Consider the following 22319-nt stretch of genomic DNA (forward strand, 5'->3'; position numbering starts at 1 on the left):
GTTTTTTTGCCGGCGCGACAAGCGGCTGTGCCGCGCCTGCCCCTTGATCCGAACGGCCGGCGCTGTCATGGGGCGGACACAGAGATGCGGGCCGACGACGGGCCTCAGTGCCGGGGGCGTAGCCACCGACTGGACAAGCGATCGTTACCGGGATCGGCGGAGACGGCCGCAGGCTGGCTTCGTGCTTCGCATAGAGCGCGGCCCACCGGAACGGGCGGTGGCCAATGGCCTTTTGTCAGGATGGCTTCTTCGAGAGGAGATTGAAGAGCTGAGCGATGACGTCGGTGGTATAAACCTGTTCCCCATCGCGTTCGTAGCTGGAATTCGAGATCCGGGACTCGACATAGACGAGATCGCCCGGCCCGACATTTTCTTCGATCCACTCGGCCTGCTTTTTGTCGAGGATCGTCACCTGGGCCCAATCGGTGGCAGTTTTTCGATCGCCATCGGCCTGCCATTCGCGATTGGTGGCGATGTTCACCTTTAGCACATTCTTGAGCTTTATGATGTTTCCGACGTGGCCGAGCAGGGTGTGACGGTTGACAGTCCGCATGGATTTAAACCTTCCTTAACCGCTGAAATCCGGTTATTTGTGCAACTCGAACCAATGCCGCTCGGTTTGGCCAGAGGTGTCATTCTTGATGTCGAAGAAATAAGGCTCTGACCTGAGCGGTCGAGACATGGAGACCGTTTGTATGCAGCTCCGCTGCCGATCAGAGGTGTAAAGGCTGTGCGTGTTGCCCTGGCAAACGTTGACTGTCCTGACGCACAGATCGCCTTCCCTGGCGAAGCCGTTTCGGTCTCTGCTGCTCCCCACCTGAAAGCCTTCCGGGCATTCAGCATACCTCTGGAAGCCCGGCTCTCCGGTTCCTCCTTCCGGGCAGGTCGGCCAGTCGAAGCCCGGTTTCTTCATCGCGGAGATCAGCCGGTTCATCGGCTGATGGCAGGCGGGCACGCCCCTCCAGGACGGATTGGAAGACGAAGCACACAACAGAACCTCGCAGCCCCATTCGCTCGCTGCCGCGGGCGTGGGCAGCATGACGGACGCCAGGAGGATTCCGGCGATGACGTTGGCAGGCAAGGCTGTGACTGACATCGGCAACTCTCTCATCAAAAACACGAACGAGTAAACTATAGTTTATAATATGGCACCGAGCAAACGCAAGAAGGCCGATACAGACCTTGGGACGATGATCCTGCGAAATATGGCGATCGTCATGGAGCGCGAGCGCGAGAAGCGCGGCCTGACGAAAAAGGAGCTGGTGAAGCTTTGTGAGATCACCACGCCCTACTATTTCCGGATTCTCGACGCGACGGCGAATCCGTCCCTTCAGGTCATTACGCGGATCAGCACCAATCTGAAGATACCGCTGCAGGACCTGATGCTCGGGATAAAATCAGACGACAGTTGAAACTCGTCGTTGCGTCCATCACTGTCGCCACAACGATATCGTTGCGCGAAACATAAGTTATAATTTATCGTCGTCCCGGGATCATGATGCTTCGAACCTCGCGTTCGAGCTACTGAGGGATAACGATCGTGAAATATCGCCTAATCTCGGCGCTGCTGACGGTGTCCACCACATGGGCTGCGGACAATCCGATGTGGCGGAGCGGTTTCACCTGGTCCTGCACCTTTTCCTCGGTCATTCGCTGCGAGCGGGCGTCCGATTGCGTGTCGAGCGGAGAGGGGGGCAAAATCCAAGTGGCCTATCGCGAGAACCAGCTGGTCGACCCGGAGGGAAAGACCCATCCGATCAAGCGCCATTATGTGCAGACCGTCGCCGGTAGTCCGATCGGCAGCGAGGTGAAAATCGAACTCGACACCAACGAGGTGATCTGGCTTTCACCGGCCGATCCGGCGGGGACATTTTCCGATAACTGGATCGGCGCGATGCTTTCGCCGAAGGCCGGCGTGATCGTGCAGGAACTTCGTCCACTCATCTGCAAGCCGCTTTGAAAGCTACCGCGGAATGGTGAGCGCTATTTGTCATGCGGAATTTGCAGCCGAGGTCATGAAGCGCTATATTCCCTGCACAGAAAGGAGATCGATCATGCTGTTGAAGAAATACCGTGAGAACAAGGATGCCCTCAAGCAGATCGGCCGGGAAGCTCTTGCTGAGAGCCGCCGTCTTGGCCTTGCGATTTCCGCCAAGGATCGCCTGAACGAGGCGAAGGTGCAGGCCAAATCCGAGCGCAAGGATCGCGTTCCGGCTGCCGTGAGGTAGCCATCACTATATGCCGGAACTGTCATGCATTCTCCTCGCAGGACCGAACGGCTCCGGCAAGTCCTCCGCTTTCCCAAAGCTGAACCTCGAAGGCGAGTGGATCAACGCTGACGAGATCGCGAAAACTCTGCCTGAAACCGGCGACGGCAAGTCGAAGGAACGGCGAGCTTCGGAGGCAGCGCTTCACAAAATCGCTCTAATGATTGAGACCCGGAAGTCTTTCATCTTTGAGACCACATTGAGTAGCCAGCAATCCCTCCGGCTGATGCGCGATGCGAAAGCGGCCGGGTTCATGGTCGGCCTCTATTACACTGCTCTGGATTCCGTCGAGACGAATATCGAGCGCGTTAGGCAGCGTGTGCTGAAGGGCGGCCACAACATCCCTGAGGATGACATCCGGAGACGGCACAGGGGATCGCTGGCAAAGCTATCCGAAGCCCTGAAGATCGCGGACGAAGTCGTGCTTGTGGACAATAGCGGCCTCGAACCTCACGAGGTCTTCGTCATTATCTCCGGTGAAGTCCAGTCCTTCGACATCGACGACACGCAAGAACTACACCGCCTGTTTTCGAGCAAGGTTTGCGAGGCCTACGGGCTGACGCGGGTGCATGGTGACTTCAGGGATGCGAAGGCGGTAGATCCGGAGATCGAGGATCGTACCACGCAGATCCTTGGCAACATGCCTGGATACAAGCCCAAGCCGCCGGGTATGAAGTGAGAGCGGCATGTTCGAATTGATCAACCTTCTCGATACCGTGTACCGGACCATCTCGGCCGATCTCGAGGCATGGTTTGACCAATTTCCTCAAGGGGTAGCGTGGAACGTCTTCTCTGACTATTGCATCGGGGACCCGAACAAGTCGAACGACAGCTTTTCCTTCGCGATCGTTCTCAATCACGACACTCAGGCGAACATCGCGGAATACATTGCAGCGGTAGCTCCAAGCGACATTAAGGGATCCCGGTCATCCTCGGAAGGCCTCATCTTGTATCTGAGATGCCCTGTGGTCTTCAGCATCAGCTTACTGGTCGAGAAGAAATCGAAGCTGCTCCGGGACTACATGATCGACGACAACATCTGCGCCGCTCTTGGGGATATGCGGGAAATTGTCTCGCAGTTGGCGACCATGATCCCGCAGAAGGCCGATCATTTGCGGGCAGTGGACAAGCGGCTGGCAAGCTTCCTTACCGAGATGAAAAGGCGCTCCCGAAATTCCAATCTGGCTCGGCAGATCCTCCTCTGCGCTGCCTTTGCTTGGATCGTTTGCGGGCATCTGGCTGCCAAGAAGAAGCCGAAATTCATTCGGTGGATCAGCGACCGAGATGCCATGTTCGACAAACACGACAAGGTAGCCTTCGACCTCGCCTTCCTCTATTTCCATCTTCACCGAATGATGAACGGTCAGGACGCCCTCGAGCCGGAATTTCTCTTCGGGCTACCTGGATGGGACGGAAAGAACGAGTACGCTGAATTCATTCGGGTTGCCAACTATCTCGCTGGCACACTGGCGGACATCAAGCTTCCGGAGATGACGTTCTCGCATGCGAAGTTTGAATCCGTTTTCCACAATCTCTTCGTCAACGGACCGAACTCTGCCATCATCGAAGTCCTTGCCCGAGACGGCGGAGGGGTTACGGCACGTCGCCTCGTCCCCAGAACTCCTGCCATCGTGTAAAGAAAACGACCGCACCCGGCAGGCAACCTTTTGCCTTCCCACGACACCTCGACCACCAGTATGCTCATTGCTTGCGCGCGCTTCCAGATCATTGGCCATTCTGGCGAGACGCCATAGTTGCTTGCATCCGATTCAGGAACTTCTACAATAACATATCACATAAGATACCTTATGGAACTGCTACGGTTTTCATTACCGAACGGCTACTCTTCCTTCAATGAAGGATCATTATACTCGATGTCCTCGGAAAGCGGGCTATCGTAATCAACACCATCGCGACAAGCGACGGCATGTTGATTTCCACTGGCGTCGTTTCGGCGGAAGACTGCGTGCCGATGGCAAGACAGCCGATGCCCGACGTCGGGATGCGCTTTTCAGGAAATATCGCGTCCGTTTTCCGCGAGGCCATGCGTTTGAACCCGAGCATCCATGACGGAGCGGTCGTCTTCTCGCGCGAAACGGAAGATCACGGGTATCGGCTATGCGCATGGTCGATGCGTATCGTCAGCGCCCGTATCCCGAATGCCGCCGAACCCAACGTGGGCTCCGCTCACAATAGCGCGCTTGCCCTGTCACTCGCGCCAGGCGTCGATCTGTGCGCGATACTTTCGCAAGGCGGCTCGGTGTTTTTCGAGAACGGATCGATTTCGAGACCTGTCAACTAGCGGCGGTGACTTGGGCGCTTGGCTGAACGCCTTGGGCCAGAGAGCCCGGCTAAAACGTCGGTGTAGCATTCGAAGGTTGACCGCGTCCCTACAGGTCGCTTCGGTCTCAGCGAAAGAAAATTGCTGCATCGGACCCGTGTGCCGACACGCCGAGGAGGATCGGAATGGCCCAGGTCGGCTCCACGTCGCGTGAAGGTATCGATTGCCCCTCAGTTCGATCAACCGTGCAGACGTTCCGATGATAGCGGCGCGTCACACGTAGATGGTAGAGCCGCGCGCAGGCTTTCAGCGCAGTCGTTCACGCTCGACATCATAGACGCCCGATCTTTATATCGATTCCCTGAAGGTGAAGGCGTGCAACTTCCACTAACAGCCTGGTCCGTAAACAGAGGCTCGCGGAAACCCGCTCGTCGCTATTCCAGAGCCCGCTCTCCCCCGCCAAACCATGTATTTCCGCGCCAGCAAAGCGCATTTGCATGCCCTCCCAACCTCTGATGCACCGTGCTTCGCAGCGAGAATGTTAAAATTTCAATCGTGGGGATCAGATTTCTGAGGGGAGTGGCGAAGCAATCCGCGGTAATTTGGCCGCTGGGTTTTTTCGGAGACGAAAACCTCACACGTTCCTTTAGCCATCGAAGCCAACGCCCGGACACAATCCTGATCGTGTTGGGACGGCTCCAAAACCGGTTGATCCGGTTCTCGGACACGGAAATCAGACCCATTCGTAATGCATCCCGGATGGCATACCGCGCCGTGGTGCATCCGACCCCGGCGCGCGCAGCAATTTCAGGAAGCGACATGTTCGATTTTCCACGGTCCATCACCGCATGGGCAATGACCGAAAGCACTGCAAGCTTGCTGATCGTCAGCCTTCCTGCGATGCAAGTCGGAATGATGCAGTTCTTAGCGAGCACGCGCCGCCGCAGCCAGGCTGCGGCTCGCTTGTCTTCGGGGATCGACGCTCGCCGGTGTATCCGAGCCGGGACGGGCGGGCGGCGAGCAATCGGCTGCCGCCCATACGGGCGCTCGGATCGAATCGCGTTTCGCTGATGCTCGATCACTGGCGCGAGATACTGCATCTCATCGTCGCCGACGAGCCCTTCTCCATTCAATATCCAGGCAGATTTTGCGCACTCTTCGATCTGCTGGAGGGTGCGCGCTGCGAGCAGGCGTGACAATAGGTTCGGCCCATAGGCCGTTCGTGATACCGCAAGCATGATCTCTCCTTTTGACATCGGCGGAGAGAAACCGGGACGCAAGACGCACCTATCCGTGGCAAGAATTAACTTGCAGCGGAGTCATCAATGTGCGAAAAATCGATTGGCTATAAGATTTTTGCGCACATCTCGGTGTGTCACTCGACCCGTCTCTCCGAGGCGGGTTTTATTTTGTCTACGGCATGGGACCTCCGTGGTTCACTCGCGGCCAAGGCGAGTCGCCAAGCTAATTATAATTTACTCTCAGAACAAACATTAATCTCGGTCGTCGCGAAAACGCCGCTTTTCACTCGTGTAGAGGTTGCGTGAGACATTGGGCTGGGCGGAATCACTTCCGCCCCGTTCCGATATCACCCGATCGAATGCTACTGCGCCGACATGCGTGCGTATGGGGCAGAGCGAACCGCCCTCACCTTCAACGACATTCAACACGCCGTCAGGGTGATAGGAAAGGATGACCGCAAATGGCCATTGAGAGTGCCGCAGAGCTTGTGCAATTCCTAGCCGACGAGCTTCGGCGCCGGGAAACCAAGCCTCATAAATTCGCGGAAATAACCGGGATTGCGGAAGAGCGCCTGGAACTGCTCCAGGAGGGAGCCTGGCATCTCATGACACTCAGGGAAATCGCCATCATCACGGAATGCCTTCATATCGACCTTTCGGTCATCTGGTCACTGCTCGCCCAGGAGCAGGGAAACGGGATGGACGAACGCCCCAGCCCATAGGCCGCTCCGATTGTCCTTGGCCGCTATCTCCGCAATTGCATAGGCTGCCGATACCGGTGCTCCCGAGGGAAAGGCAGCGGCAAACGCCGAACCAGACGATATGAGCGCGGTCCCGACGTCGACCGTCGTTCCATCGAGTTCGGCCGCACAGACGACAAAGGTGGCGCCATCTTTTGCGTGGCCGACTGGCTGACAACCGATCGACCCGGTCGAGAACAGCGCCGCAATGGACGCGATCGAACGCATTCCGCAATCAACCTCATCACCTTCGGGTGAGCGATAGGTCGTCCCGCGAAGACATGCCTGGACACCGAAAAGCCTGAACTTCCGGCTTTCGTAAACCCAGGTGTCGCCCGTCTCAAAGCTGACGTTGGCAGGAAAAGATTTGGTTTCCTCCTGCGCGCCAGCTACCGATGCAAGCACCAAGGCGAGCACCAACGATAGCCTAATCCGCATCTTGAAACCCCATCGATCGTGAAAGCGATTGCGATTCTTCGAGGTCTGGGCGTCGGGACCGACCGTCTTTTGTCCGCCCGATCGCCGCCAGGCCAAGGAAAACCATGCTGTCGTCGTCATTGACCGTCCGGAACGGCTCGCCATTGCCGCCGACAAGCACGAAACACGACGCTGGGATAACCGCGCCGTCGGCAGGCGTCAGCATCAAGGTCTTGCAGAGGATGACGCTGCTACGCCTGTTGTAGACCGCCTCGGCGTAATCGCGCGCCGCATCGGTGCACTTCCATGTCTGCATCCTGTTATAGACGACATTCTCCGTCGGGCAGGAAGACAGGCCACGCAGCTTGATCTTCCGGCCTCCAATCGTTCGCTTGATCGGGCCGTCGATCTCGACATTTCCATCCACCCTCTCCACCGACCGCGCCACCAACTTTCCCTCGGCGTCGAAACGCTCGAGCACGAACGTCTTCGCCCCCTCTACCGCGAATTGGCGGAGGTAGTTTGGCGATGGTTCCGCATAGGGATCCTCGCCTTCCGCGATCGCGAACGCCGCACCTCCAATCAGGATGGAGACGGCGAATCCGAGGACCTTGAGTTGTTTGCGCACAGCAGAAATAGCCATTTCTGAATTGACGGGGAATCCTGCACGAATTAACTATAGTTTATTCTTAGATGCGGCAACCCGGACAACCGAATTGAAAACGACCCTGCTTTTCCTCCTCCTCTCGACGTCGGTCATGACCGCGCAAGCCTGTGAGCCGGTCGATACCGATCGCGTTCTGGAGACGGTGCGGACCATTGCCACCGAGGAAGAACTCGACCCCGACTTGGCGCTCGCCGTGGTTGACGTCGAGAGCGCGGGCGGCAGGCACCAGGCCTCCGATGCCGGCGCCGTCGGCATCATGCAGCTGATGCCGGAAACCGCCTCAGACTACGGCGTGACCGACCGCTGCGATCCGGAATCGAACATTCGCGCCGGCGTCCGTTACCTCAAGAAGCTCTACGGCGAGTTCGACGATCCTCTGCTGATGCTGGCCGCCTACAACGCCGGACCGGAGCGCGTCTACCAGAACGGCGGCATCCCCGAGTTCAACGAGACAGCCCAGTACATCGTCAAGGTGATGAACCGCTGGACGCTGAACGCCAAGGCATCGGCGGCCGAGGAAAAGCGCCGCGGGAACCGCGATGCCAGGAAGGAGACGGTCGCGCTCGCGCCCTCTGCCTGGCGCGACGAGCACGTCTGGACCGCCGAATAGCGCCGGTCCCCAACTTCATCCTCCCAAGATCAGAAGGACATTCGAATGAGCATTTTCCCGATGACGCCGCGCCCGCGCGGCAAGGCCGTCCTGTCGCTGGCGCTGCTTGCCACTTCCATCACGCTGGTCCCGGAGTTCGCCTATGCGCAGTCGGCGGCCCCGGTCGAAGGTATCCTCGAATGGTTCGTCGGCGTGCTGCAGGGCAACGTCGCCCGATCGCTCGCGATCATCGCCGTCTGCTTCCTCGGTTTCCTGTTCCTGACGGGACGCATGGCCTGGCAGGGCGCGATCTCCATCGTCATCGGCATCGCGATCATCTTCGGCGCCGCCGAGCTGGTCGATGCCATGAAGGCGGCGGGGGGCGTCTGACATGCGTGACGATGCTCCCGATGTCGAGCCGCTCGTCCAGCCGCTGACCCGGCCGCCGATGTATTTCGGGGTCGACATCATCGTGTTCGTGGTGAACGGGATTTTCGGGATCGTCGTCTTCATCGCATCGTCGAATTTCCTGGCGCCGCTGGTCGTCCTGCCGGTCCACTTCATCGCGCTGTACCTGTGCCAGCGGGACATCCACATCGTCCGTGTGGCGCAGGTGTTCCTGTCGATGCGCCGGGCGATCCGCAACAGACGCTTCTGGAAAGCGGGGAGCTACGCCCCATGAACATCGTCCAGAACATCGTCAATCACGACCTGAAATTCGGACGCGAGCGCGCCCGCGATCTGGGGATCGGCACCCATGTCCCCTATCTCCGGCATGTCGACGAGGAAACGATCGTCACCAAGTCTGGCCTGCTGCTGCAGGTGATCAGGCTTTCCGGCCTGCCCTACCAGACCATGGACCAGGCAGAGATCAATGCGCGCCTCGCCAACCGCAACATGACGGTTCGGTCGCTCGGCTCGTCCCGCTTTGCGCTTTATGCCACGATCATCCGCCGGCAGATCAAGCCGGCGATCGACGGCGATTTCGACAATCCTTTCGCCGACGAGCTGAACGCCCGCTACATGGATGGCCTGAAGCACAGGACCATGTTCGTCAACGAGCTATACCTGACGGTCATCCGGCGTTCGATGACCGGGCGCGCCGGCAAGGTCGACCGCATGTTCGATGTCTTCCGCATGGCCGACAGCGAGGTCGAAGCGCGCGGCGAGGCGCTACGCGACCTGAAGGACATGGTCTCGGGCATCGTCGGCGATTTTCGCTCCTATCGCCCCGAAGTCCTCTCCTGCGTGACGCGAGACAGCGGCCTCTATTCGGAGCCGGCCGAGTTCTTCGCCAAAATCCTCGCCGCCGGCGATGAGCGGACGATGCCGCTCCCTCGCATGTCACTCGCCGACTATGTCGGGACCGGTCGCATCATGTTCGGCCGCAAGGCGACGGAAATCTGGTCGGCGGACGGCGCGACCTCCAAGGTCGCCGCCATGGTGTCGATCAAGGAATACCCGCCGATGACGACGCCAGGCCAGCTCGACGGGCTGCTGCGCCTGCCCTACGAGTTCATCGTCACCCATTCCTTCGCGCCGGAAGATCGGACCACGGTTACGGAGGCGATCGCGACGATCAGCCGGCAGATCAGCAATTCCGACGACGGCGGCACAGCGGTCGAAGACGATATCGAAACAGCGCGCGACCGGCTGGCCTCGGGCGAGGTGGTGTTCGGAAAACATCACATGACGGTTGCGGTGCTCGAGCGCGATCTGTCGCGGCTCAACCGCGCCGTCGCCGACGTCACGGCGGAGCTGGCGCGCATGGGCGTCGTCGCCGTGCGCGAAGACCTCAATCAGGAAGCGGCCTGGTGGGCACAACTGCCGACCAACTTTTCATACATCGCCCGGCAAGGGCTGATCTCGTCGGTCAACTTCGCCGGCCTGTTCTCCGCGCACAATTTCCCGTCCGGTCAGACGCACAAGGTCCATTGGGGCTTGCCGATCTCGCTATTGGAGACCACCAGCCAGACCGCCTATTTCTTCAACTTCCATGAGGCGGATGTGGGCAACTTCACCGTCATCGGCCCGACCGGCTCGGGCAAGACGGTGGCGCTTTCCTTCCTGCTCGCCCAGGGCATGCGCGTCGAGCCGCGCCCGCGCTGCGTCTTCATCGACAAGGATCGCGGTGGCGAGATCTTCGTGCGGGCCATGGGCGGACGTTACGAGCGGCTGTCGCCGGGCGAGCCGACCGGCTTTGCGCCGCTGCAACTCGAAGACACGCCGGCCAACCGGAGTTTTGGGAAGACGCTGGTCTCCTATCTCGTCACGCCGTCAGACCGCGTGCTCAATGCCGAGGAGATGGCAGTCATCTCCGATGCGGTCGACAGCATCTACACGGATTTCGAGCGGCCGCAGCGACGGCTCGACATGCTGGCTGAAGCTCTGCGCGGACGCATGCGCTCCGGCATTGGTGATCTTGCCGACCGGCTGAAGGAATGGACGACGGGCGACAAGGGCTGGCTGTTCAACAACCCGACCGACAAGCTGGATTTTGCCCGCTCGGTGATCGGCTTCGACATGACGGAGATCCTGTCCGACAAACGCACGCGATCGGCCGCTCTGCTTTATATGTTTCATCGCATCCAGGAGATCCTCGACGGCCGCCCCTCGATGATCTTCCTCGACGAAGGCTGGCGGCTGCTCGATGACGACGTCTTCTCCGGCTTCATCAAGGATTGGCTGAAGACGATCCGCAAAATGAACGGCATCGTCGGCTTCGGTACGCAGTCGGCCGCCGACGTGGTGCGCTCCGATCTGCGCAACACGATCATCGAACAGACGATGACCAATATCTTCTTCCCGAACGCCTCGGCCGACGAGGAGAGCTACCGCAAGGCCTTCGGCCTCTCGGAGAAGGAATTTCGGTTCGTGAAGCAGGCGGACAAGACGAGCCGCACCTTCCTGATCAAGCACGCGCAGGACTCGATCATCGCCCGGCTCGACCTGGCGGCGATGCCGGACCTCGTGAAGGTGCTTTCTGGACGGCCAGAGACGGTGCGCGAGTGCCAAACGCTCCGCGAGACCTATGGCGAAGAGCCGGCCGCCTGGCTCCCGCATTTTTGTGGCTGGACCATCCCGGAGGCGAACGATGCGTAGAGTGTTCATTCTCCTGCTCTCCGCCGCGCTGGTGACAGCGCCGGCGCCGGCGGCCCTCGCGGATATTCCGGTCATCGACGATGATGTGAAGGAAAAGCGCGCGGAGGATGAAGGGCATTCGGCGAAGGACACCGAAACGCAATCCGACCAACTCGAAGAGCAGACGGTGACAAACTGCAACATCTCCCAGAAGGAGAAGAACCGCCGCCTCTATCGTTCGCCGGCCCAGGCCGTGAAAGAGGACGCCAAAAACGTCGAGCTGATCAAGCATTATGCGAAAAAGCATAACGTTCCCGTCGGCCTTGCCCTTTCGGTGGCGCATGCGGAGTCCGGAATCTCGACCTGCTCGGGCTCGCCGACCGGCGTGAAGGGCGTGATGCAGCTGACGAAGCGTACCGGCAAAGGTATGGGTTTCGACCGCGACATCAACGAGGAGAATATCGAGGGCGGCGTCAAGTATTTGGGGCTAGGCGTCAACAAGTGCGGCAGCACCGATTATGCCTGCCTCGCCTCCTGGTACAACGGCTCGACGGCAGCGGAGCAGAAGAACTGGGCCGGCAAGGTCGGCCGGAACCATACCTGGTTCAACGCCTATGCCGGCGGCTCCAACATCGAGGACATTTCCTCGCCGTCGTTCAAGTCCTATGTCGACTATGGCTCGGGCGCCACCCGCAGTTCCAACAGCACCGCGGCCGGCGCGGTCGACCGTGCCGTTTCGGGGATCGACGCGAGCACGGCGCGCGTCCAGGAGGCAGGCCGTCGCATCGATGCGCTGTCGGCCTCGGTCGGCGCTTCGGAAATCTACCAGGATGCCTGGGACGACAACACGCAGGCCCGCGCCGTCAACGCCGAACTGCTGAGCAACCTGATCACCGCTCGCAACCTGTTCAACGAGCTGCTGCAGGCGCGCATGCAGATGCGGCTTTCGAAAACATCCGAGACGGCCAAGGCCCTCAAATCCGACACCAAGGTCAATCCCTACAGCTGCGATCCGGTTATTCTCGAAGAGATGAAGGTGCCGCGGGAGGACTGGCCGCGCTGCGCCGTGGTCGCGGCGGCCGATGCGGAAACCTCGGTCCTCTCGTCCGACGGCACGGACGGCGCGATCGGCAACAATCTTCTTTCGATCCAGAACGCCGCCAACGCGGCCGATTAAGGGGGTTCCCATGAACAAGCTGCTCATCGTTTCCGCCGCGCTTGCCTTCTCGACGCCGGCGCTCGCCGATATTCCGGTGATCGACAACACCAATCTCGCCATCGCCAGGAAGAATGCCGAGAACACCGGCGAGATCATGAAGACCAACACCAACATCCTCGAAAAGACCAAGGAGATCCTCGGCGCGCTTTCCGGCAGCCGCGACGGCTCGATGGGGATTTCCCCGACCGGCCTCGGCGGCAACATGTCGGTCTCGGCCGCACCTTCCTTCTCCTCGATCATGAACGGCGGCACGCTATCCTTCGGCGGGCTTGGTTCGGACGCGCAGAATATTGCCGCGACGCTGATCAACGGCCTGCAACTGGTGAAGCAGGTCAAGGCGATCGTCGAAGGTGAGGATGCCGGCGCGATGAACAATGCCTTTTCCGGCGCGGTCAACACCGTGGCGCTGCTCTCTGCGCTGACGCAGCAGGCATCGAAGGGTGTGTCGCAGCGCGAGCAGTCGCTTCAGTCGGCCACCGGCCAGATCGGCTCGGCCGAAGACGTCAAGGGCTCGGTTGATGCCAATACCCGGATGCAGCTGGAGACGGCGCGCACCATCAACGAACTGGTCGGCGTCTCCAACGGCGCGGTCTCGGCGCTAAACACCGAGATGCAGATGCGGCTGACCCAGCAGTCGGAGACCGCCAAGATGCTGCAATACAAAGACATCAATCCGTTCAAGTGAGGCCGTATGCGACCGCTCGTTACCATCATGCTCTCCGGTCTCGCACTGCTCGCCGGCTGCCAGACAAAGGGCGAGAAGAAAGCCCCCTGCCCTCCGATCTCAGGTTATGCGGAGGCCGATGACCTGTGCGGCCCGGCCCTGCCGGTCAACGACGTCTTCGCGCCTGTCCTGAAGGAATAAGCGGATGGCGGCGACCACGATCATATCGGATATTTTTTCCAAGCTCGACGCCATCGGCGAGACGTTCATCAAGAACGCCTACGACGGCCTCGCGCTGCAGGTCAATGTTCTGTTCGGGTCGATGCTGACGCTTTATGTTATCTGGTGGGGCTATATGATCCTCGCCGGCCGCGACGGGTTTTCCGTGCCGGAGGCGGCCTGGCGGCTCGGCCGCGCCTTCTTCATTTATTACATGGCGACGAATTGGGGCGCATTTTCCGCCACGCTCTACAAGCTTGTCCAGGCGGTTCCCAACCTGATCTCCGACACGATCATCGAGTCGATTGCCGGCTCCGGCGGAATTCTCGACGGTGGGACCGACGATACGACCGGCGTCGTGAAGATCCTCGATGCGGTATTCGAGACCGCCGGCAAGGTCTATGAGCAGGTCGCGACCGGCACCTTCGAATATGTCGGCGCGCTGATCGGCGCGGTCGTCTTCGTCGTGGCGATGATCTTCATCGCCGTCGCGGCCGCTGCGATCCTTGCCGCCAAGCTGATGCTGTTCATCACGCTCGCGCTGGCGCCGGTGTTCATCATCCTGGCGCTCTATCGCTGGACCTTCCGCTTCACCGACGGCTGGCTGTTGCTGATGGTCAACCTGATGGTGACGCAGACCTTGATGATGGCGTTCCTCGCCTTCCTCTACCAGCTCATCGAACTGGCCATCAACACGGCCAACAGCACCGCGACGGAAAGCAAGCTCTCCTATGTCGCGCCGTTCGTGATCGTCTGCCTGCTCGGGATCGTCGTATTCCGGTTCATCCCTTCCTTTGCGGCATCCATAGTTGGCGGCAGTGTGTTGGGGCAAGGCGATTCAGCCTTCATCGGCGGGCGGCGCTCGTCTGCCTATGCCGGACGCCAGATCAGCGGACGGGGTCGGATCCTGCGTGCCGGCCTTGGTCGCCGCCGCACATCGTCGGATGTTCAGGCCGCTCGCGCCCGCGCAATTCAGCGAGAAACCGAAAAGAATGGGCAACTTTAGGGTAGTCTCTCATGCGCATTCTTGGTAACTATAGTTTATCCGAAGGAGAATAGCCGTGGATCACCCTTGGCAAGATGACCGTCGGCGCTTCGCCGCCATGGACGCGCAAAACCGTCTCAACGAAGAGATGGCAAACAACGATCGCGCTGAGGCCAAGAAGGGCGGAGGTCTCGGCGTCCTGCTTTTCATCGGCGCCGTCATCTTTTTCAAACCGTTCGCCGAATATTGCATCGACCTCTACAACACGCTGGCCGGATATGCACAAAGCGTCGGCAGCATGTTCGGATTCTGAGCGGGAAACTTCTCCATGAAGAAAATCACCTCGACCATGATTGCGGTCGGCCTGCTGCTCCCCGGAACGGCATGGTCCCAATCGCCAAGCTCGATCCTCCCTGTGTCGACCGGCACGTATGCACCGGCCGAAGGTGGATGCGACGCCGCAGCCGCAGCGTTCATATATATCGAGGACAAGGGAATCGGTGCGAACAAGACCGCCGGCAAGGTTCTTTCCGTCAAACAGGTCGGCGGATCCTATGTTCTCGATGTGCTGTGGGTCGAGGCCGGGTCTGATGAATCAGACGGCGATCGCGACACGGTCCGCATCGAGGTGAAGGATGATCGCTCCTTCTACTTCTCCAATACGGCGTCGAAGAAAACGCTGATGAAGTGGTGCAGCTAGGTCTTCGGACGACTGCGCCACGGAGCTGAACGCTTCAGTAATCCAGGCAAACCAGCCCTCACCTCAGCACCGATTTGGCCGGTAGAGGTGATCGCTCGGCCTGACGAATAAACTATATTTAACTCCGCAGGATTGGCGGTTTATCGGAAGTCCAAATGAGCAAAGCAGAGCCAGCCGAACATACACCCGAAACTCCGCCGATCGACCTGACCGCCTATTGGAAAGCGGGCGCCTCATGGGAGGCGGAGCTGTATCGCAAGGAGCGCCGCTCGCGTAAAATTGCCTGGACTGTCGCGACGGTCGCCGGCGTTTCCACGTTGCTCAGCCTATCGGCGCTCAATCTTCTCGTTCCGCTGAAGCAATTCGAGGCCGTGGTGGTGATCGCCGACAAGACCACCGGTTTTGTCGAGGTTGCCCGCTCTTTGGATGAGAGCAAGCTTTCCGAGAACGATGCGATCAAGACCGCGAATATCGTGCGCTACATCCGGGCGCGCGAGACCTACGATCCTCGGGCACTGAAGGACAATTACGATCTCGCCAAGCTCTATTCGACGGGCCAGGCCGCGACGGACCTCCGGCACGAGTTCGAGCCGTCGAACCCGCAATCGAAGGACAAGGTGCTCAGCCGCAACACCCGTATCGCCGTCACCATCAAGTCCGTGTCGTTCCTCAACGCTTCCACCGCGACCGTCCGCTTCTCGACGGAAATGCGGCGCGACAACACTCTCCGTCGCGAGCACTGGGTCTCGGTGGTCCGCTTTCGTTATACGACGGCGCCGCTAAAGAACGAATATCGCTTCGACAATCCGCTTGGCTTCCAGGTCGTCGAATATAGGCGCGACCAGGAATCGATGCCCGAAGTCCTGCCAGCAGACAAGGCAGGGCGCTGATGCGGAAAGAAATCCTTGCCCTCGCAGCGCTCGCGCTGCTCGCCACGGCATCCACATCCATGGCCTCCGATCCGCGCATCCGTTACATCACCTTCAACAACAACTCCGTTGTTATAGTGCCGGCGGGTCTGGGTGTCTCGACGATGATCCAGCTCGGAAGCTCCGAAGTGATCGAAACGATCTCGGCCGGCGATACGGCCAGCTGGTCGATCGTTCCCAAAAAGGGCTCCGGCATCCTGTTCGTAAAGCCGCTCCGGGAAAATGCCGAAACGAACGTCAACATCGTCACCAACCAGCGCGTCTATGCCCTGCTGCTGAAGGGATCAGCCGCAGCGGACCTGCGTGCGGCATTCCAGGTGCGGTTCAAATATCCGGACGAAGATGTCAACGCCCGGCTGCTGGCCGCCGCGCAGGAGGGTGCCAAGGATCCGTTGCTAAAGGATCTCGATCCAAGCCGCCTGAACTACGACTATGTGTTCAAGGGCGACACCAGCCTGAAGCCGCGTGTCGCCTTCGATGACGGCACGCACATGTATCTGGAGTTTCCCGACGAAATCCCCGCCATCTTCGTCGTCGAGGGCAAGCGTCAGGAATCGCTCGTCAATCTTCGCACCCAGGGCAAATACGTGGTGGTCGACAAGATCGCGGCGCAGTTCACACTGCGCGCCGGCGACAAGTGGCTTTGCCTTTATAACCGGCAGGCCAATCGCCAATCTTTCGATCTCATTGAGGACGCCTACGGGCCGAAGCGCCTCGGCAGCAAAGAGGAGCGCCAGCGATGAGCAAGATCGACTTCGACCATCTCGACGGGCAGAGCAGTGTCGCCAGTGACCGCAATGGCCGGCTCGGAAAGCTTGCCCTTCCCGTGCTGCTTCTCGTCGGCGCTGGCGTCCTCGCCTATGTCAACTGGCCCAGCGGTCAGCAGACCTCCAACCTGACCGAAGGCACCGGCGAGACCTTCGAGACCTCCAATTCCAGCATCCGCGATTTCCCCGACGAGCCGGTAAAGCAGGCGGCCGATCCGAACCTGGTGCAGATTCCGGTCGAAGAGAAGAAGCCCGTGGATTCCGCCGCGGTCGACGTCACCGTCAACCAGGGCGACGATCTGGAAAAGTTGCGCCAGATCGAGGAAGAGCGTCGTCGCGCCGAAGAGGAGCGGCTACGCGCGGAAGAGGCCCGCCGGCGTGCCGAAGAGGATGCGAGGCTTGCCGCGCTGGAGGCGAAACGCCGGGAGGACGAAGAGAAGGCGCGGTGGGAACGGCTGCGCTCGGAGCAGATCATCGTCGATGGCTCCGGCCGCGAGAGCCTGGCGGCCGGCGACCAGTCGGTGACAATCGCCGATGACGGCCAGCTCGTCGCCGTTCCCGGCGCGGAGAGCGACGCCAATAAGGCGTTCCTCGCCCAGTCGGAAAAGCAGACCGCCGGCATCGTCAAGGCGACACGCTTCGATCGCACCGACGCGCTCGTCGCCCAGGGCACGATGATCCGCGGATTCCTCGAAACGGCGATCAACACCGACCTGCCGGGCATGGTGCGCGCTGTCGTGCGCGAGGATGTCCGTTCGCTCGACGGCGCTCGCATCCTCATTCCGAAGGGTTCCCGCCTAATCGGGGAATACAAGTCCGGTCTGCCACGCGGGCAGAAGCGCATCTTCGTCGTCTGGTCGCGCGTCATCCGCTCCGACGGCGTCTCCGTCGAGATCGCCTCGCCCGGCGCTGATAGGCTCGGCCGCGCCGGGCTGACCGGCGAGATCGATACGCATTTCTGGGAGCGGTTCGGCTCCGCGATCATGTTGTCGGTGATCGGTGGTGCTGCGGAATATGTCTCGGCGCTCGGCGACACGGCGACGGAAAGCGCCCGTTCGATCTCGACCGTCGATCCGATCACCGGTGCGGTCACGACGATCACCACCGAGCCGAGCCGCACGGCCGCCGAGGCCCGCTCGATCGCCGCAGAGAAGTCATCCGCCATCCTCCAGGACATCGCCAACGAGGCGTTCAAGGAAAGCTCGAAGATCCCGCCGACAATCTATGTCGCCCAGGGCGAGCCGATCATCGTCTATCTGCGACGCGATCTCGATTTCTCCGCCTTCTACGCCGATCCGGTCCGGCAGGAGATGATGCGGCTGAAGCGTGGCGGGCAAATCCGCCGCAATGTCGATCCGACGCCCTATTATCCGATCGCCCCGGTTTACAAATGAAGCAGTTTCCGTTTCTCGACAAGGCGCTGGAGCGGCTGAAGCCATTCCTTTCGGACGAGCGGGTCTCGGAAATCTCGGTCAACCGCCCCGGCGAACTGTTCATCGAACAGCTCGGCGTCGGCGGCATGGAGCAGGTGGTCGATGCGCAGTTTTCCGCCGAATGGATACGGACGCTGAGCGAGCGCGTCGCCGGCGCCACCAACCAGGTCGTCAACGACGAGCATCCGATCCTGTCGGCCTCACTCCCGACCGGAGAACGTTTCCAGTGCGTCCTGCCGCCGGCCGCCCCCGACGGTGGCGCGATTTCCATCCGCAAGCAGGTCATCCACGATATCGGCCTTGACGTCTATAAAGACCGCGGTGCGTTCGACGACACAAAGGTCGGTCGCCAGCTGACGCTTTCAGCCGCCGAGGAAGAACTTGCCGCCATGATGCAGGGCGATGTCGACGCCATGCTGTTTCTTCGGACAGCCGTGCGCTCACGGGTCTCGATCGCCGTGTCCGGTGGCACCTCGACCGGCAAAACCACCTTACTCAACGCACTCCTGAAGGAAGTCCCGGACGAGGAACGCATCATCACGATCGAGGACACGCGCGAGCTGAAGCCAATCACGCCGAACACGGTCGCGCTGCTGGCTTCTAAGGGCGATCAGGGTCGCGCCAAGGTGACGCCGCAGGAGCTGCTGGAAGCCTCGCTGCGCATGCGGCCGGATCGGTTGATGCTGGGCGAGCTGCGCGGCGCCGAAGCGTTTTCCTTTCTGCAGGCGATCAACACCGGCCACCCCGGCTCGTTGACAACCGTCCATGCCAACTCGGCACGCTCGGCCTACGACCGTCTGGCGCTGATGGTCATGCAAAGCGGCGTCGCGCTCGAGAAGCAGGAGATCATCGACTACCTGAAGGAGGTCATCCCTGTGGTCGTGCAGCTGACGCGCCTTCCGGACGGCCGCCGCGTCGTCTCGGAAATCGTCTTCACCAAGGGGGACACCCTATGAACCCGGCGATCCTGCTGTTTGGGCTGGTTATTGCGGCAGCTGCGGCGGCATTCGTTGCCTCGCTCGCCTATGCCGGCCTCTACTATGCCTTCGACAATTCGACCTGGATGTTCCAGGCGCTGCAGGAAGACATGCTGGCATCCTATAAGGCGGCGCGGCTCGATCTTGCCGCCGGCGACTGGCATCGGCCGGCAATAGCGGCCGCGGCTGGTCTGTTCGCCGGCGGCGCCATGCTTGTCACCGCGATGACTGGCAAAAAGAAATCGACCGACGCCCGTTTCCTTAGCCCGCTGGAGACGCGCGCCCTCGGCCTCACGCGGACCGGCGGCGTGTTCGTCGGGCGGATCGGCGGCAGCCTGATCAAGGTTCCGGGCGGTTTCACCCAACGCGGCTCCGGCCGGCGGCGCTTTCTGAAACCGATGCTGCTCGGCGGGAAGAAGCTCTGGATCGATGGCGATGACGTCGGCGGCTTCGTCATCGGCCCTCCTCGGTCGGGCAAGGGCGCATCGCTGATCGTTCCCAATTGCCTGTTATGGCCGGACAGCATCGTCGTCCTAGACATGCGCGGCGAAACTTATGAGGCGACGGCGGGCTATCGCTCGAAATTCTCGCGCGTGCTGCGGTTCTCGCCTGCGGACGAGAATGGCGAAACCGAATGCTATAATCCGCTGGATTTCGTGGCCATCGATCCCGATCAGCGCGATATCGACATCAATTCCATCGCAACCGCCTTGCTGCCGACGCCTAAGGGCGATGCCTATTGGATCTCCGATGCTCGAGCGCTGTTCGCCGGCGTGACGTCCTGGGTACTGGAAAACCCCGATATTCCCGATAAGGACAAGAACCTTGGGACGGTCCTCAATGTTGTCGAGGGTGGCGATCAGCCGCTCCGCGAGTGGCTGCAGGAGGTTGCCAATCCCGAGCTTCGGGCCGAGTGGATAAGTTCCTTCACTTATACCACGCTCGCCCGCTTTGCAGTGATGGCAAGCAAGCAGTTTGACGGCGTCTATGGATCCCTCGCCGCCGCCGTGCGGCCCTTCAAGAACAACCGCATCCTGCGCGCGACGGCGCGATCGACCTTCGACATCCGCGCAATGCGGCGCGAAAACATGAGCCTCTATCTGGATTTCCGTATCCAACAGATCGCCTCGATCGGGCCGATCTTCAACGTGTTGATGGTCCAATTCATGGACTACATGTCGCGCAACATGATGAAGCGCGGCGAGCGCCGCGTGCTGGTTTTGCTCGACGAATTTCAGAACCTCGGCAAGCTGGAAAACGCCCTCACCGTCGCTACAGTACTCGGCGGCTATGGCATTCCGTGCTGGTTTTTCGTCCAATCCCTGCGCTCGATCGACAACGTCTATACCCGGGAGGGCCGGCAGACACTGGTGAACTCGGCGCGCGCGCAGATCTTCCTCGGTGCGCAGAATCCAGAAGACCAGCGCTACGTCTCCCAGCTCCTCGGCGAACGCAAGGACGTGACGGTCGACAAGGCGGTGTCGACAGGTGTGACCCTGTTCGATCGCAAGGGCGCGACCATGTCGCACAAGACCGCGATGCGGCCGCTTATGCGGCCCGACGAGCTCGGCGCGATGAACGAGACCCGATGCATCATCAAGCTGCGTAACCAGCAGCCGATATTCGGTGTGCGCAATTTCTACTATGCTGATGGCGAGTTGACGAAACGAGCATGGATTCGGGTCCGAGCGCAAAACGCACACTCAATCGCTGGCGCCGCAACGCCTTTCCCCGAACTGGATTTCGGGAGCAACGCGTCCGCGGACAGCCCCATTCCTCCACCTGCGGCAGCGGGAGCCAAGTTTGCCGCAAAGTGCTCGGTCGCCGCGACGCCGTCGACGACGACCAATCCTGAAGGTCACCTGGAAACTTCACCCGATCCGCATCAATCAGAGCTTCGCGAGGAACTGGCTATCAGGGATGCAGGCGTTGGCGGGCCGGACTTCAAATCTGCCATGAAAAAAAGCGCCGAGCGTAGGGCCGACGCGGAAAAGTCCCTCGAGAAAACCCTCGCCGTCCTCGAAAAATCACCCGCGAAGAAGCGAGCGGCCAAGAAGCTCCAGAAAGAGATAGCGTCGGCCTTTTCCGACAGTTAGCTCCGACCGTGTCGCATATCGCCACCGATAGAGACGGACCGCCACAACACCGTTGTCCCCATAGCGGCGACGAAGCCTATGGATCAACGGATATGACTGCCGCCATTGACGTCAAGCGTCGCGCCGTTCAACGAGTCCTGGCCGTAGCGCAGCACGAAGGCGACAAGCTCTGCGACTTCTTTGGGCTCGGCCATATCGCCCACCGGTATCTCGTCCATCGCCGTCTCCCCGCCTTGCGCCGCGATGTAGTGTTCAGCCATACCGGTGCGCACCAGCCCCGGTGCGATACACACCGCGGATGCACCTTCGCGACCGAAGCTGCGGGCGATTGATTTGGTGAGATTGATCATTGCCGCGTTCGCAGCGCCATAGGGGATGGAATCCGACGCGCTCCCACGTTGGCCGGCACGGCTGGCTATGTTCACGATGCGCCCTCCCCCTTCGGTTCTGAAATGCTGGAGGGCTTCCTTGCAAAGATCGGCGGCGGCGAAAATATTAACCTGGAACTCATTCTGCCACGCCGCTCTCCATTCCCCAGGCGAACTTTCAATGGAGATTTCGGTTCGGATGCCGGCATTGTTGACGAGGCCATGAACACGGCCCGCAAAATCAACTGCTTTCCGCCATAGTTCGAACGGGCCGTCGACGTCAGAAAGATCGGCTTGAAGAACGAGGCCGTTGCCGTCGATCCGATCCAACAGCGTCTCCGCTGTATGCTCGTCCTGGCAATAGTGAATGATCGGCCGTCCGCCCTCCAGGGCGATGCGCTCGACAATAGCTGCCCCAATGCCCCCCGACGCTCCGGTGACCAGGATTGTCTGCCCACGCAGAGGCTTATCCACATGCCGTTCCATCATTCACTTCACCTCCGTGAATATTCAGAGTTTAGGACCACGAGAAAACACAATCATCTGTCACGTACCGCCGGCGCAGCGCGATCGGTCCGCATCGTCGTGGGTATCCAGCGCCGTGGGACGCCTCTTTTTGGAGGCGAAGCCACGAGACGACACGAAATCGAGCGAAACGAAACGAAACGCGAGGCGATAA

At 60.3% G+C, this 22319-nt stretch carries 28 protein-coding genes; 21 read left to right on the forward strand and 7 right to left on the reverse strand.

The window, feature by feature from the left end; all coding sequences use genetic code 11:
- Nucleotides 1–235 precede the first annotated feature (235 nt).
- The gene (locus tag ACT6VE_RS16160) at nucleotides 236–553 is read right to left on the reverse strand and encodes a single-stranded DNA-binding protein (RefSeq protein WP_444799574.1); all 318 of its coding nucleotides are present in this window, start codon (nucleotides 551–553) and stop codon (nucleotides 236–238) included.
- 33 nt (nucleotides 554–586) lie between these two features.
- A complete protein-coding gene (locus tag ACT6VE_RS16165; RefSeq protein WP_444799575.1) occupies nucleotides 587–1096 on the reverse strand; it encodes a hypothetical protein in 510 nt (169 codons plus the stop codon).
- A 109-nt stretch (nucleotides 1097–1205) separates the two neighbouring features.
- Between ACT6VE_RS16165 and ACT6VE_RS16170 the strand changes: the two genes are divergently transcribed.
- The 6 genes from ACT6VE_RS16170 to ACT6VE_RS16195 all read left to right on the forward strand — a co-directional run bounded on the left by ACT6VE_RS16170 (nucleotide 1206) and on the right by ACT6VE_RS16195 (nucleotide 4569).
- A complete protein-coding gene (locus ACT6VE_RS16170; protein ID WP_444799576.1) occupies nucleotides 1206–1412 on the forward strand; it encodes a helix-turn-helix domain-containing protein in 207 nt (68 codons plus the stop codon).
- A 128-nt stretch (nucleotides 1413–1540) separates the two neighbouring features.
- Complete coding sequence (locus tag ACT6VE_RS16175) at nucleotides 1541–1960, forward strand: hypothetical protein (protein WP_444799577.1); 420 nt, start codon at nucleotides 1541–1543, stop codon at nucleotides 1958–1960.
- A 94-nt stretch (nucleotides 1961–2054) separates the two neighbouring features.
- Nucleotides 2055–2228 (forward strand): hypothetical protein, encoded by a 174-nt coding sequence (locus tag ACT6VE_RS16180; RefSeq protein WP_444799578.1) that lies wholly within the window; start codon nucleotides 2055–2057, stop codon nucleotides 2226–2228.
- Nucleotides 2229–2238: 10 nt separating this feature from the next.
- Nucleotides 2239–2946, forward strand: coding sequence for a zeta toxin family protein (locus tag ACT6VE_RS16185; RefSeq protein WP_444799579.1), 708 nt, complete (start codon nucleotides 2239–2241; stop codon nucleotides 2944–2946).
- Nucleotides 2947–2953: 7 nt separating this feature from the next.
- Nucleotides 2954–3904, forward strand: coding sequence for a hypothetical protein (locus ACT6VE_RS16190; protein ID WP_444799580.1), 951 nt, complete (start codon nucleotides 2954–2956; stop codon nucleotides 3902–3904).
- Between the two features lie 350 nt (nucleotides 3905–4254).
- Complete coding sequence (locus ACT6VE_RS16195; RefSeq protein WP_444799581.1) at nucleotides 4255–4569, forward strand: hypothetical protein; 315 nt, start codon at nucleotides 4255–4257, stop codon at nucleotides 4567–4569.
- A 413-nt stretch (nucleotides 4570–4982) separates the two neighbouring features.
- Here the strand turns inward: ACT6VE_RS16195 and ACT6VE_RS16200 are convergent, their stop codons facing one another.
- The 4 genes from ACT6VE_RS16200 to ACT6VE_RS16215 all read right to left on the reverse strand — a co-directional run bounded on the left by ACT6VE_RS16200 (nucleotide 4983) and on the right by ACT6VE_RS16215 (nucleotide 7574).
- A complete protein-coding gene (locus ACT6VE_RS16200; RefSeq protein ID WP_444799582.1) occupies nucleotides 4983–5786 on the reverse strand; it encodes a hypothetical protein in 804 nt (267 codons plus the stop codon).
- A 500-nt stretch (nucleotides 5787–6286) separates the two neighbouring features.
- Nucleotides 6287–6436, reverse strand: a complete 150-nt coding sequence (locus ACT6VE_RS16205) for a hypothetical protein (protein WP_444799583.1) — start codon at nucleotides 6434–6436, stop codon at nucleotides 6287–6289.
- A 21-nt stretch (nucleotides 6437–6457) separates the two neighbouring features.
- Nucleotides 6458–6937 carry a thermonuclease family protein gene (locus ACT6VE_RS16210; protein WP_444799584.1) on the reverse strand — a complete coding sequence of 160 codons (480 nt, stop codon included), beginning with the start codon at nucleotides 6935–6937 and terminating at the stop codon, nucleotides 6458–6460.
- Nucleotides 6938–6956: 19 nt separating this feature from the next.
- The gene (locus tag ACT6VE_RS16215; protein ID WP_444799585.1) at nucleotides 6957–7574 is read right to left on the reverse strand and encodes a hypothetical protein; all 618 of its coding nucleotides are present in this window, start codon (nucleotides 7572–7574) and stop codon (nucleotides 6957–6959) included.
- An 88-nt stretch (nucleotides 7575–7662) separates the two neighbouring features.
- On the opposite strand from ACT6VE_RS16215, the gene ACT6VE_RS16220 reads away from it, so the two are divergent.
- The 15 genes from ACT6VE_RS16220 (at nucleotide 7663) to ACT6VE_RS16290 (ending at nucleotide 21272) form a co-directional block, all read left to right on the forward strand.
- Nucleotides 7663–8223: a lytic transglycosylase domain-containing protein gene (locus tag ACT6VE_RS16220; RefSeq protein WP_444799586.1), complete on the forward strand. Its 561-nt coding sequence runs from the start codon at nucleotides 7663–7665 to the stop codon at nucleotides 8221–8223.
- Between the two features lie 45 nt (nucleotides 8224–8268).
- Nucleotides 8269–8592 carry a TrbC/VirB2 family protein gene (locus ACT6VE_RS16225; RefSeq protein WP_444799587.1) on the forward strand — a complete coding sequence of 108 codons (324 nt, stop codon included), beginning with the start codon at nucleotides 8269–8271 and terminating at the stop codon, nucleotides 8590–8592.
- A 1-nt stretch (nucleotide 8593) separates the two neighbouring features.
- Nucleotides 8594–8884, forward strand: a complete 291-nt coding sequence (locus ACT6VE_RS16230) for a type IV secretion system protein VirB3 (RefSeq protein ID WP_444799588.1) — start codon at nucleotides 8594–8596, stop codon at nucleotides 8882–8884.
- Nucleotides 8881–11304, forward strand: a complete 2424-nt coding sequence (locus ACT6VE_RS16235) for a VirB4 family type IV secretion/conjugal transfer ATPase (RefSeq protein ID WP_444799589.1) — start codon at nucleotides 8881–8883, stop codon at nucleotides 11302–11304. The genes ACT6VE_RS16230 and ACT6VE_RS16235 overlap by 4 nt, the downstream gene beginning before the upstream one ends.
- Nucleotides 11297–12460 (forward strand): transglycosylase SLT domain-containing protein, encoded by a 1164-nt coding sequence (locus tag ACT6VE_RS16240; RefSeq protein ID WP_444799590.1) that lies wholly within the window; start codon nucleotides 11297–11299, stop codon nucleotides 12458–12460. Before ACT6VE_RS16235 ends, ACT6VE_RS16240 begins: the two co-directional genes overlap by 8 nt.
- A 10-nt stretch (nucleotides 12461–12470) precedes the next feature.
- Nucleotides 12471–13187, forward strand: coding sequence for a type IV secretion system protein (locus ACT6VE_RS16245; protein WP_444799591.1), 717 nt, complete (start codon nucleotides 12471–12473; stop codon nucleotides 13185–13187).
- Nucleotides 13188–13193: 6 nt separating this feature from the next.
- Nucleotides 13194–13367 carry a hypothetical protein gene (locus tag ACT6VE_RS16250; protein ID WP_444799592.1) on the forward strand — a complete coding sequence of 58 codons (174 nt, stop codon included), beginning with the start codon at nucleotides 13194–13196 and terminating at the stop codon, nucleotides 13365–13367.
- A gap of 4 nt (nucleotides 13368–13371) precedes the next feature.
- Nucleotides 13372–14391 (forward strand): type IV secretion system protein, encoded by a 1020-nt coding sequence (locus ACT6VE_RS16255; RefSeq protein WP_444799593.1) that lies wholly within the window; start codon nucleotides 13372–13374, stop codon nucleotides 14389–14391.
- A gap of 55 nt (nucleotides 14392–14446) precedes the next feature.
- Entirely contained in the window at nucleotides 14447–14683 is a 237-nt protein-coding gene (locus tag ACT6VE_RS16260; protein WP_444799594.1) for a hypothetical protein, read from the forward strand.
- A 15-nt stretch (nucleotides 14684–14698) separates the two neighbouring features.
- On the forward strand, nucleotides 14699–15070 hold the full coding sequence (locus tag ACT6VE_RS16265) for a hypothetical protein (protein ID WP_444799595.1): 372 nt from the start codon (nucleotides 14699–14701) through the stop codon (nucleotides 15068–15070).
- 155 nt (nucleotides 15071–15225) lie between these two features.
- Nucleotides 15226–15960: a virB8 family protein gene (locus ACT6VE_RS16270; protein WP_444799596.1), complete on the forward strand. Its 735-nt coding sequence runs from the start codon at nucleotides 15226–15228 to the stop codon at nucleotides 15958–15960.
- Nucleotides 15960–16742, forward strand: coding sequence for a TrbG/VirB9 family P-type conjugative transfer protein (locus ACT6VE_RS16275; protein WP_444799597.1), 783 nt, complete (start codon nucleotides 15960–15962; stop codon nucleotides 16740–16742). The genes ACT6VE_RS16270 and ACT6VE_RS16275 overlap by 1 nt, the downstream gene beginning before the upstream one ends.
- Complete coding sequence (gene virB10, locus ACT6VE_RS16280) at nucleotides 16739–18160, forward strand: type IV secretion system protein VirB10 (RefSeq protein WP_444799598.1); 1422 nt, start codon at nucleotides 16739–16741, stop codon at nucleotides 18158–18160. The genes ACT6VE_RS16275 and virB10 overlap by 4 nt, the downstream gene beginning before the upstream one ends.
- Nucleotides 18157–19155 (forward strand): P-type DNA transfer ATPase VirB11, encoded by a 999-nt coding sequence (virB11, locus tag ACT6VE_RS16285; RefSeq protein ID WP_444799599.1) that lies wholly within the window; start codon nucleotides 18157–18159, stop codon nucleotides 19153–19155. The genes virB10 and virB11 overlap by 4 nt, the downstream gene beginning before the upstream one ends.
- 230 nt (nucleotides 19156–19385) lie before the next feature.
- Nucleotides 19386–21272, forward strand: coding sequence for a type IV secretory system conjugative DNA transfer family protein (locus ACT6VE_RS16290; RefSeq protein WP_444799600.1), 1887 nt, complete (start codon nucleotides 19386–19388; stop codon nucleotides 21270–21272).
- Between the two features lie 83 nt (nucleotides 21273–21355).
- Here ACT6VE_RS16290 and ACT6VE_RS16295 read toward each other — a convergent pair whose 3' ends face one another.
- Complete coding sequence (locus ACT6VE_RS16295) at nucleotides 21356–22129, reverse strand: SDR family NAD(P)-dependent oxidoreductase (protein ID WP_444799601.1); 774 nt, start codon at nucleotides 22127–22129, stop codon at nucleotides 21356–21358.
- Nucleotides 22130–22319 lie beyond the last annotated feature (190 nt).

This window comes from Shinella sp. (assembly GCF_052438155.1).
Taxonomy (GTDB): Bacteria; Pseudomonadota; Alphaproteobacteria; order Rhizobiales; family Rhizobiaceae; genus Shinella.

What these genes read in the sequence shown, in the direction of transcription:
- ACT6VE_RS16160 (WP_444799574.1), bottom strand. Translation starts at nt 553, where the DNA reads ATGCGGACTGTCAACCGTCACACCCTGCTCGGCCACGTCGGAAACATC.
- ACT6VE_RS16165 (WP_444799575.1), bottom strand. Translation starts at nt 1,096, where the DNA reads ATGTCAGTCACAGCCTTGCCTGCCAACGTCATCGCCGGAATCCTCCTG.
- ACT6VE_RS16170 (WP_444799576.1), top strand. Translation starts at nt 1,206, where the DNA reads ATGGCGATCGTCATGGAGCGCGAGCGCGAGAAGCGCGGCCTGACGAAA.
- ACT6VE_RS16180 (WP_444799578.1), top strand. Translation starts at nt 2,055, where the DNA reads ATGCTGTTGAAGAAATACCGTGAGAACAAGGATGCCCTCAAGCAGATC.
- ACT6VE_RS16185 (WP_444799579.1), top strand. Translation starts at nt 2,239, where the DNA reads ATGCCGGAACTGTCATGCATTCTCCTCGCAGGACCGAACGGCTCCGGC.
- ACT6VE_RS16190 (WP_444799580.1), top strand. Translation starts at nt 2,954, where the DNA reads ATGTTCGAATTGATCAACCTTCTCGATACCGTGTACCGGACCATCTCG.
- ACT6VE_RS16195 (WP_444799581.1), top strand. Translation starts at nt 4,255, where the DNA reads ATGCCCGACGTCGGGATGCGCTTTTCAGGAAATATCGCGTCCGTTTTC.
- ACT6VE_RS16200 (WP_444799582.1), bottom strand. Translation starts at nt 5,786, where the DNA reads ATGCTTGCGGTATCACGAACGGCCTATGGGCCGAACCTATTGTCACGC.
- ACT6VE_RS16205 (WP_444799583.1), bottom strand. Translation starts at nt 6,436, where the DNA reads ATGAAGGCATTCCGTGATGATGGCGATTTCCCTGAGTGTCATGAGATG.
- ACT6VE_RS16225 (WP_444799587.1), top strand. Translation starts at nt 8,269, where the DNA reads ATGAGCATTTTCCCGATGACGCCGCGCCCGCGCGGCAAGGCCGTCCTG.
- ACT6VE_RS16230 (WP_444799588.1), top strand. Translation starts at nt 8,594, where the DNA reads ATGCGTGACGATGCTCCCGATGTCGAGCCGCTCGTCCAGCCGCTGACC.
- ACT6VE_RS16235 (WP_444799589.1), top strand. Translation starts at nt 8,881, where the DNA reads ATGAACATCGTCCAGAACATCGTCAATCACGACCTGAAATTCGGACGC.
- ACT6VE_RS16240 (WP_444799590.1), top strand. Translation starts at nt 11,297, where the DNA reads ATGCGTAGAGTGTTCATTCTCCTGCTCTCCGCCGCGCTGGTGACAGCG.
- ACT6VE_RS16245 (WP_444799591.1), top strand. Translation starts at nt 12,471, where the DNA reads ATGAACAAGCTGCTCATCGTTTCCGCCGCGCTTGCCTTCTCGACGCCG.
- ACT6VE_RS16250 (WP_444799592.1), top strand. Translation starts at nt 13,194, where the DNA reads ATGCGACCGCTCGTTACCATCATGCTCTCCGGTCTCGCACTGCTCGCC.
- ACT6VE_RS16255 (WP_444799593.1), top strand. Translation starts at nt 13,372, where the DNA reads ATGGCGGCGACCACGATCATATCGGATATTTTTTCCAAGCTCGACGCC.
- ACT6VE_RS16265 (WP_444799595.1), top strand. Translation starts at nt 14,699, where the DNA reads ATGAAGAAAATCACCTCGACCATGATTGCGGTCGGCCTGCTGCTCCCC.
- ACT6VE_RS16270 (WP_444799596.1), top strand. Translation starts at nt 15,226, where the DNA reads ATGAGCAAAGCAGAGCCAGCCGAACATACACCCGAAACTCCGCCGATC.
- ACT6VE_RS16275 (WP_444799597.1), top strand. Translation starts at nt 15,960, where the DNA reads ATGCGGAAAGAAATCCTTGCCCTCGCAGCGCTCGCGCTGCTCGCCACG.
- virB10 (WP_444799598.1), top strand. Translation starts at nt 16,739, where the DNA reads ATGAGCAAGATCGACTTCGACCATCTCGACGGGCAGAGCAGTGTCGCC.
- virB11 (WP_444799599.1), top strand. Translation starts at nt 18,157, where the DNA reads ATGAAGCAGTTTCCGTTTCTCGACAAGGCGCTGGAGCGGCTGAAGCCA.
- ACT6VE_RS16290 (WP_444799600.1), top strand. Translation starts at nt 19,386, where the DNA reads ATGCTTGTCACCGCGATGACTGGCAAAAAGAAATCGACCGACGCCCGT.
- ACT6VE_RS16295 (WP_444799601.1), bottom strand. Translation starts at nt 22,129, where the DNA reads ATGATGGAACGGCATGTGGATAAGCCTCTGCGTGGGCAGACAATCCTG.